Here is a 7,870-nt window from a genome sequence, read left to right as displayed (position 1 = left end):
TGCCCTAGGAGGTTGCGTCCGGCCGCGGCGGGGGGGGCGCCGGGGCAGCGTGGCGATTACCGGAGCGGCCCGGCCGACAGCCGGGCCGCGCCGGCGCGCAGCGACGGCCTTGAACCAGTAGAGAAACTTGTAACAACTGCGCCCACGCGCCGCGCCAGAGGACGCGCCGCGTACGGTCGTCGGCCATGAGCACTGAGACACCGAGGGACGCCGACGGCAACAAGCTCTGTGGCTGGTGCGGCGGCCCGATCCAGCAGAAGGGCGTCGGCCGCAGCCGGGACTACTGCACGCGCACGCACAAGGAGTACGCGTACAGGGCTCGCCGGGACCAGGAGATCCGGTTCCGGGCCTACTCCAAAGGCCGGGCCGACGAACGCTTCTTTTCGACAACAGCCGAAACTCCGCAACCCTCCAATACGTCTGTTGTCGAAACTCAATCACCGCAGGTCAACGCCACGAATTCCCCGTCACCCCCCGCACCTTTGCCTCCCTTGAAACGGGCTCGCCGCAGGTCCGCACAGACTGCGTCCGCCATGCCTTTGTGGCCGCCGGCGGATGACGGAGAGCCGGACGATCAGCCACCACGGACCGATTCCTAGCGGAGCGCCCACGCGTCGCTCGGCCACATCGCGGCAGCAGCTGCTCCCCCTCAGCCGCGGAGTGCCTCCAGGTCGCCTTACGCACCCGCATCCGTGACGGCGGGGGTACGGCGCTCCGTCCCAATCCGGGCCCGGCAGACGGCCGCTCAAGCCGCGCAACCCCACCCCCCTTCCCGCTGGCCGTCGTTGGTCGTCCGGAGCACCCGCAGACGCGTATGCGGTAGGCCACGGAGGATTACGGGCCTCAGGCGGCCTGTACGCCCGCCTGAGGGCTCGTGAGCGCTCCGGCGGACCGAGAGTCGCAGGAGCGGGAGAACGACGCTCAGAGGCTCACGGGAGGCCGTGTGCCGGTACGTTCGGGACTTGGCACGACGAAGCCCCCGCCGAATTCGGATCGGCGGGGGCTTCGGTGTGTGCGGGCGGAGGTCAGCTCCGATGGGCTCGCCAACGGCGGGCTGGTGCGACGGACTCCCCAACCTCCACCGTGTCGCCCTGCGCGTCGACGTACACGTTCCGGCTCAGCAGAACGGGGGCGCCGGGCTCGACGCCAAGCAGAGTCGCCTGTTCCTCGGTTGCTGCATCGGCGGCGCTGGCTTCCTCGGAGGCCACGGCGCGTCGACCGGTGACGGCCTCGATGGCTGATGGGGTGCCGCCCGGGATCCGCTCGCGCTGCAGCAGAGCGGGCACGGTCTCCGCGAGTTCAGCGACGAACCAGCTCGTGCTCGCGGAGACCGGCTCCGCGTCGGCGTTGTGCGTGACCCGCTGGCGACGCAGCGCCTGGCCGCCGTCCTCGACGCCCAGGAGGTCCGCGACCCACTCGGGGGGAGTGGTCAGGTCGGCGCCCGTGATCACGGCGTACTCGCCGTCGGCGTAGATCCGCCCGGTAGTGAGCGCCGCCTCCAGGCGGTCGGCTGCGGTGCGGTGCAGGGTCCGGCGCGTGCTGACCGTGGTGGCCGCACCCTGCCGGCCTTCCGCGAGGCCTTCCGCCCTCAGCGTGCGGTGGACCTTCTGCGCGGTCGCAGTCGAGATGCCGTACTCCGCCGCGAGTTCGCGCACGGACGGCAGCACGTCGCCGTGCGCGAGTTCGCCGCTGACGATCTTCGACTTCAGCGTGCCGACGACTTGGAGATACGGAGGCGTGCGCTCCAGCGAGGACATGGCGGGGCTCCTTCGACGGGTGAACGGTGCGGTGATCTATCACAGCATCCGGAGTAGTGATCTAGCACAGTGTATGGCTTGACACAGCAACTGTGCCCCCACAGTATGGGTCTTGTTCGGCGGCGCCTCCCGAGGGGTCGCCGAACGGCTCGAAAATCCGGGGCCCTCGCGCGCACACGCGTAGGGGCCCCACCCCGGAAACCACCGCAACACCGAAACTCGCAGGTCACAGGCTTGCGGGGGCGCAACCGCCCGCAAGGGAGGTTGCGGCCCGGGGGTTGCGGGCTCAACCGCCACAAAACAGGCGGGCCGGAACGCCGCGCGAACGGCAATCCCGGCCCTGATCCACGACCACCCAAGGAGCGACTCGTGGACTACGCAGCAGCATGGAACAAGATCGGTACTGGTACCAAAACGGCCCGCGTGATCACGGCGGACCGGATCAACAAGACGACAGCGGCGGCGAGCCAGGCACTCGACGGCGCCGCCCCGATGTGTGCCCCGCTCGCGCACCGCTGGGACACGGAGGCCGAGCGCAGGGCGAAGCTCCGGACCCCGGAGAACCTGAAGGCGTTGATCGCTGCTCAGCGGGCCAACACGTCGGCGCGGTCGACGGCTGCGACCGCCGCGAGCCAGCGGAAGGCCGCACGGGCGGCGAGCAGCAACCCGTTCAACGGCGGCCGCCGCGCGGCCCGGACGGCGGACAAGGCAGGTCGCGCTCACGCCAAGGTCGCGCGCCGCGACCTGAAGTCGGCTCGCCGGAACTACCCGCTGACGCTCAACCAGCTCGCGGTCCGCGCCCACGCCGCGCACCTGATCCCGGCTGGGATCACCTCGTACGCGATGTCGTCGGCGGAGCACTGGGCGATGTGGCCGGCGGGAAGCTCGCTGAGCCTGATCGCCCTCAACGCTGCACTGCTCGCCGTCGGCCGCCGCCAGGTGCGGGTGCCGCTCGACGACGACGCCACGGCGGAGGAGCGCCGCCTCCTGGAGCGCCTCGACCCGTCGTACTGGGTCCAGCACGCCGACGAACGAGGCCTGTCGGGCACCGTGCCCGCACCGACCGAGCTGACCCCGGCCGGTCTGGTCACCACGGTGCGCCTTGATGGCCGGTGGAAGCCGTCGGCGTTCAAGGCCAAGCACGAGGAGATCCGGGCGATGCTCGGGGCCCGCACCGCCCTGCGTATGGAGATCAGTTCGGGATCGCATGGCGACCGCGCCACGATCACGCTGCGGACCCGCAGCGCTGCCGACGGCATCGACCTGACCGGCTGGAAGCCGGGCGACCCGTGGGGCGTCGACACGGTGACCGGCGAGCCGGTCATGGTCCCGCTCGGTCGCCGGATGCTGATCGCGGGGACCTCCGGGTCGGGCAAGAGCTGGAGCACCCGGGCCCTGCTCGCGGAGGCGTCCGAGGAGCCCAACCACCGCCTGGTCGTCATCGACCCCAAGCGAGTGGAAGGCATCAACTGGGAGCACCGCGCCCGCGTCGCCATCTACGCCGAAGACGTCCTCGGCGTGACGGACGAACTGGTCGCTGAGATGTACGAGCGGCTGGAGGAGATCCCGCGCGGCCGGGACACCATCGAGATCAGCACCCGCCGCCCCCGGATCACGGTCTTCGTGGACGAAGGAGCCGAGGTCATCTCCATGGCGCGCAAGAAGCGCGCCAAGGGCGGCGACGGCGACCCGGGCGACCCGGACTGGTCCCGGATCATGGAGAACCTGTCGACACTCGCCCGCATGGCGCGCGCCGCCGAGATCATCCTGATCTGGGCCACGCAGAAGCCGACCATGGACGCCAAGGGCGGCATCGACCCGCAGATCAGCGCCCAGATCACTTACCGCGCCGCCCTCGCCCTGAGCACGTCCGGCGAGAGCCGCGTCGTGTTCGGCGAGGACGCCACCGAGCGCGGCTGGCACGCCCACGACCTGCCGATGCCCGGCGTGGCCATGCTCCGCTCCGGACCCAAGGCGGCACCGCACCCGATCAGCACCCGGGCGTTCTCCCCGGCCGACGTCATCGCCCTCCCTGACCGCCCGGTCTGGCAGCGGTCGGCCAAGGCGCCGGCGCCTGTCCCGGCCCCGGCGTCCGAGCCGCTGCGTCTGGTGAAGGACGCCGCCCCCGCGGCTGCCGTCCCGCAGGACCTGACCGACAACCAGAAGGCCGTGCTTCAGGCCGCGATCGACGGCACGTCGACCAACGCCGCCATCGCCAAGGCGACCGGCATCAACCCCGGCTCGGTCACCCGCGCGGTCGACGCGCTGGTCAAGCGCGGGCTCCTCGCCAAGGACGGCACGACGATCCGTACGGAGGTCGCCGCATGAGCGCCAACCTCGCCCAGGCCGTGGCCGACGCCCGCGCGGCGGAGACCAACACCGAGCAGATCGCGCAGATCCTCGCCGTGGTCCAGGCCGTACAGGCGGCCACCCCCGCCCCGGCCGCGCACGCCGCCTGCAGCTGCTCGACGCAGAAGGCCAGCGGATCGTCCGCCGGGAAGGTCGCCGCGTGGATCGCGGGCGGTGCCGCCTGCGCCTGCGTCCTGGTCGGCCTGTTCCTCGCGGTCGCCCTGGTCGCCGTCGCCGTGACGGTCGGCGGCTGCGTGTCGTACCTGCTCATCCGCGAGATCCGGAAGGGGAAGTGACCATGCCCAAGCGCAACTACACCGCCGCACCGGCGGTCGCCATGACCGCCGTGTCCATGGTCCTCACCCTGGCCGTGGTCGTGATGTGGCTCGGGGACTCGATGCCGTGGCCCGTCGCCCTGGTCGTCGGACTCGGCATCGACGGCGGCTGGCTCGCGACCCTCGCGTACGACCGGCGCCTGGCCGCTCAGGGTGACCACAACACCACGGTCACCGTGGTCGGGTGGGCGTTCGGCGCGGTCGCGACCGGCGTCCTGGTCGCCCACGCGCTCACCGCCGACGGATCCGCCGGCGCATGGCTCGCCGTCGCCTGGCTGCCGATCGCGGCCAAGGCCTTGTGGCTCGTGCACGGTCTCTGGGAGCGGACCGCGCTCACCAAGACCGCCCTCGACCGGATCGCCACGATCCAGCAGGGCGCCCGCGATCAGGCGGCCATCGCCCGCGCCGAACTCCGTGCCGAGGCGGGCACCGAGGAGACCCGCCTCGACGCCGTGACGGGCGCCGGGAAGCGCGTCGCGGAGGCACAGGCCAAGGCGGCCAGGAGGCTCTCCGGCGCCTGGTCGGAGCTGGACGGAGTCCGGCAGGGCGACGGCACCGGTAGGGCTCTGACCTGCGTGACAGAGCGCGTCGCACCCGCGTCACAGGACGCGTCACAGCCCCGCTGGCAGCTCCCCGTCTGGGGCTCCTTCGAAGAACTGGCCGCCATCGAGGCACCCGCCCTGACGGACGACCAGATCGACGCGATCGTCGCGGAGCTCCGGGCCAGCACCAACCCGCCGATGTCGTACAACGCCCTCGCCCTCGCCTTCCGCAGGGCGGGCCACAGCGCCGGGGAGACCCGGCTCCGGGCGGCCTGGAAGCGCGTCACGACGTCTGAGGCGGTGGGCTCGTGATCGCCCTCGCCTACCTCGCCACCGTGGTGGTTGCCCTCGCGGTCCTGGCGGTGGCCCTGCGCCGCCGCCCGGTCCCGGCCCCCGCGCCGGTCCCGCCGGCGCCCGGACCCGACCGACTCCTGACCGACGGCACACCTGAGGTCCGGTTGATCCTCGCGGCCGCCACCCAGCTCGCCGACCTCGCCCACCGGATGGGAGCCGCAGCATGACCCGCCGACCCGCCATCCACGACGCGGCACCGAGCCTGGTCGTCTCGCACGGAGCCGACTTCTTCGGGCAGGACCACCACCTCCGCAAGGAGGTTGCCGCCCTCGCGTCCTGGGTCCAGACCTCCGTGCCGTACAACGACCGGAAGGCCGTGGCCTCACTGGTCGACGCCCTGGAGTTCCCGAAGCCCCGAACCTTCCCTGCTGCCGAAGCCGCGCTCGTCTCCGAGCAGCTGCTCACGGTCTCCCGGACCCGGCACCTCAAGCCGCGGGCGTCGGCCCTCGCCCGCGCCCTGGCCGACGCCGCCGCCCGCGCTGCCGCCGACGGCGAGTCGTGGGAGTGGACGGTCGAAGCCGCGTAACACCGAAGCCCCGCCGGCCTTTTCGGCTGGCGGGGCTTTCTTCGGTCCGTCAAACCCCAACAGCCCCAAGGGCCGTGTCGCGTGCCGGGGGGAACACCGGGCACGAAAGGTGCTTGGATTCTCTCCAGGAAATGCGAAACGGCCAGGGGGCCTAATCCCTGACCGCTTCTGACGTCCACCCGGTCTCCACAACCAAGGGACTCGTCTGTGTCCAGCGTACGGGACGCGTCAGCGTCTGCAACCCCCGAACCTCCGCGTGCCGCCACGCGGAACAGCAGCGGCCCCCGCTGCCACTGCGGCACGCCGATTGCCCATATTCCGGGCAAAGTGCCGCGTGTCTACTGCTCGGACCGCTGCCGGAAGGCCGCGAAGCGCGCAATTCAGCGCGGGATGACGTCCGGCAGCAACCCCGGACAGCTTGGGAAAGAAACAACAGAGTTTCCCGCACCCCGCCGACCTGCGGTTTCTCCGGACGGGGTGGATGGGGAGAGCCCGAGAGGCGACAGCCTCTCGGAAGGGCAGTCGCGAAGCGACGCCGCCCGCTTGCGCAAAGCGGCGCGGTACACCCGGCGCCGGACCCTATGGCGGATCACCGGCGACTCCGCGTGCAAGGGCTGCGGCCGGGCCCTGATGGACCCCGCGTCCGGCGTGATCGTCGCCCAGACCGCTGCCGGAACCTCCGTGGTCCTCGGCCTCATGCGGTGCGGGCGGATCTGGCTCTGCCCGGTCTGCGCCGCCGTGATCCGCCACCGCCGCGCCGAGGAGATCACCCAGGCCGTGGTCACCTGGCTCCAACAGGGCGGGACCGCCTACCTGGTGACCTTCACCGCCCGCCACGCGTACAAGGACGCGCTCGCCGACCTCATGGACGCTCTCCAGGGCACCCGCAAAACCGAGGACACCCCCCGGCGCCCCGGCGCCTACCAGCGGCTCATCACGGGCGGCACGTGGGCCGGACGGAAGGTCAGCGACGGCTGCCGGGCGAAGGACCAGGAGGGCATCCGCGACCGGATCGGCTACCTCGGGATGATCCGCGCGACGGAGGTGACCGTGGGTCAGGCCCACGGCTGGCACCCGCACATCCACGCGATCGTCCTCGTCGGCGGCCGGACCACCGGAGAGAAGGCGGCCAAGAGGATCACGGGCGCCTTCACGCCTGCCGAGGACCGGCTCACCGAGTGGGAAGACCACTGGCGCGCGACCTGGACCCGCACCCTCCAGGGCATCAATCCGAAGTTCCGGCCGACGGACGACTGCGAACGGGCCGACTGCCCGTGCGAGGGCAAGGGCCACGGCGTCGACTTCAAGCGGCTGCACACCGAGCGCGACGCGAACGACCTCGCCGAGTACATCGCCAAGACGCAGGACGGCAAGGCGCCGGCGCTCGAACTCGCCCGCGCCGACCTGAAAACCGCGGGCGGCGAGAACGTCACGCCGTTCGAACTCCTCGGCCGGATCGGAGACCTGACCGGAGGCGTTCCCGAGGACGACGCCCAGGGACAGGGCTCGCTGGAGTGGAACCTGGCGAAGTGGCACGAGTACGAGCGCGCGACCAAGGGCCGCCGCGCGATCGAGTGGACCCGCTACCTGCGCTCGATGCTCGGCATCGACGGCGGCGACACCGACGAAGACAACCTCGACTTGCTCGCGGCGGCCGACGCCGAGGGCGGCGAACTCCGCGCGGGCGTCCGCGTCACCGAGGACGGCTGGCACGCGGTCGCGAGGAAGGCCCTCGACCTGGAGGCGACGCAGGCCGCCGAGGGCACCGACGGCAACACCGACCCGGCCGCCATGGCTGCCCGCGTCCGTGAGGTCCTGGCGCTCGCCGACGTCGCCGACGAGGTCGTCGTTCTCGGTCCGCAGGACGTCGTGGACGCGTACGCCGAGATGCTCGAAGCCCTCGCCCGCCGACGCGAGGAAGCAGCTGCACGACGTCGCCGCGAAGCCGAGGAGAACGACGACCAGGAGGACGACGCCGACGACCGCGAACGTGCCGTCTGGCACATC

General features: G+C 71.7%; 7 protein-coding genes. 6 read left to right on the top strand and 1 reads right to left on the bottom strand.

The genetic code is table 11. The features are described from left to right. Positions 1–1,025: 1,025 nt before the first annotated feature. Complete coding sequence (locus ACFWBF_RS36560; RefSeq protein WP_377541236.1) at positions 1,026–1,757, bottom strand: GntR family transcriptional regulator; 732 nt, start codon at positions 1,755–1,757, stop codon at positions 1,026–1,028. 369 nt (positions 1,758–2,126) lie between these two features. Between ACFWBF_RS36560 and ACFWBF_RS36555 the strand changes: the two genes are divergently transcribed. The 6 genes from ACFWBF_RS36555 to ACFWBF_RS36530 form a co-directional block, all read left to right on the top strand. Beyond that, positions 2,127–4,085: an FtsK/SpoIIIE domain-containing protein gene (locus ACFWBF_RS36555; protein ID WP_377541243.1), complete on the top strand. Its 1,959-nt coding sequence runs from the start codon at positions 2,127–2,129 to the stop codon at positions 4,083–4,085. Further along, entirely contained in the window at positions 4,082–4,402 is a 321-nt protein-coding gene (locus ACFWBF_RS36550) for a hypothetical protein (protein WP_377541242.1), read from the top strand. Before ACFWBF_RS36555 ends, ACFWBF_RS36550 begins: the two co-directional genes overlap by 4 nt. Before the next feature lie 2 nt (positions 4,403–4,404). Next, positions 4,405–5,295 carry a protein spdB gene (locus ACFWBF_RS36545; RefSeq protein ID WP_377541241.1) on the top strand — a complete coding sequence of 297 codons (891 nt, stop codon included), beginning with the start codon at positions 4,405–4,407 and terminating at the stop codon, positions 5,293–5,295. Next, positions 5,292–5,504 carry a hypothetical protein gene (locus ACFWBF_RS36540; protein WP_377541240.1) on the top strand — a complete coding sequence of 71 codons (213 nt, stop codon included), beginning with the start codon at positions 5,292–5,294 and terminating at the stop codon, positions 5,502–5,504. Before ACFWBF_RS36545 ends, ACFWBF_RS36540 begins: the two co-directional genes overlap by 4 nt. Beyond that, a complete protein-coding gene (locus ACFWBF_RS36535; RefSeq protein WP_377541239.1) occupies positions 5,501–5,863 on the top strand; it encodes a hypothetical protein in 363 nt (120 codons plus the stop codon). The genes ACFWBF_RS36540 and ACFWBF_RS36535 overlap by 4 nt, the downstream gene beginning before the upstream one ends. Before the next feature lie 543 nt (positions 5,864–6,406). Then, positions 6,407–7,870 (top strand): hypothetical protein (locus tag ACFWBF_RS36530; RefSeq protein WP_385609155.1); only part of this gene is annotated, 1,464 nt, incomplete at its 3' end.

Origin of the sequence: Streptomyces sp. NPDC060028 (assembly GCF_042736725.1) — a bacterium.
GTDB lineage: Bacteria > Actinomycetota > Actinomycetes > Streptomycetales > Streptomycetaceae > Streptomyces.
Note: the sequence above shows the minus strand (reverse complement) of the source record. Positions and strands in the feature narration are given on the sequence as shown.

Excerpts from the sequence above, each read along its gene's own strand:
- ACFWBF_RS36535 (WP_377541239.1), top strand. The coding sequence starts at position 5,501 with ATGACCCGCCGACCCGCCATCCACGACGCGGCACCGAGCCTGGTCGTC.
- ACFWBF_RS36550 (WP_377541242.1), top strand. The coding sequence starts at position 4,082 with ATGAGCGCCAACCTCGCCCAGGCCGTGGCCGACGCCCGCGCGGCGGAG.
- ACFWBF_RS36560 (WP_377541236.1), bottom strand. The coding sequence starts at position 1,757 with ATGTCCTCGCTGGAGCGCACGCCTCCGTATCTCCAAGTCGTCGGCACG.
- ACFWBF_RS36545 (WP_377541241.1), top strand. The coding sequence starts at position 4,405 with ATGCCCAAGCGCAACTACACCGCCGCACCGGCGGTCGCCATGACCGCC.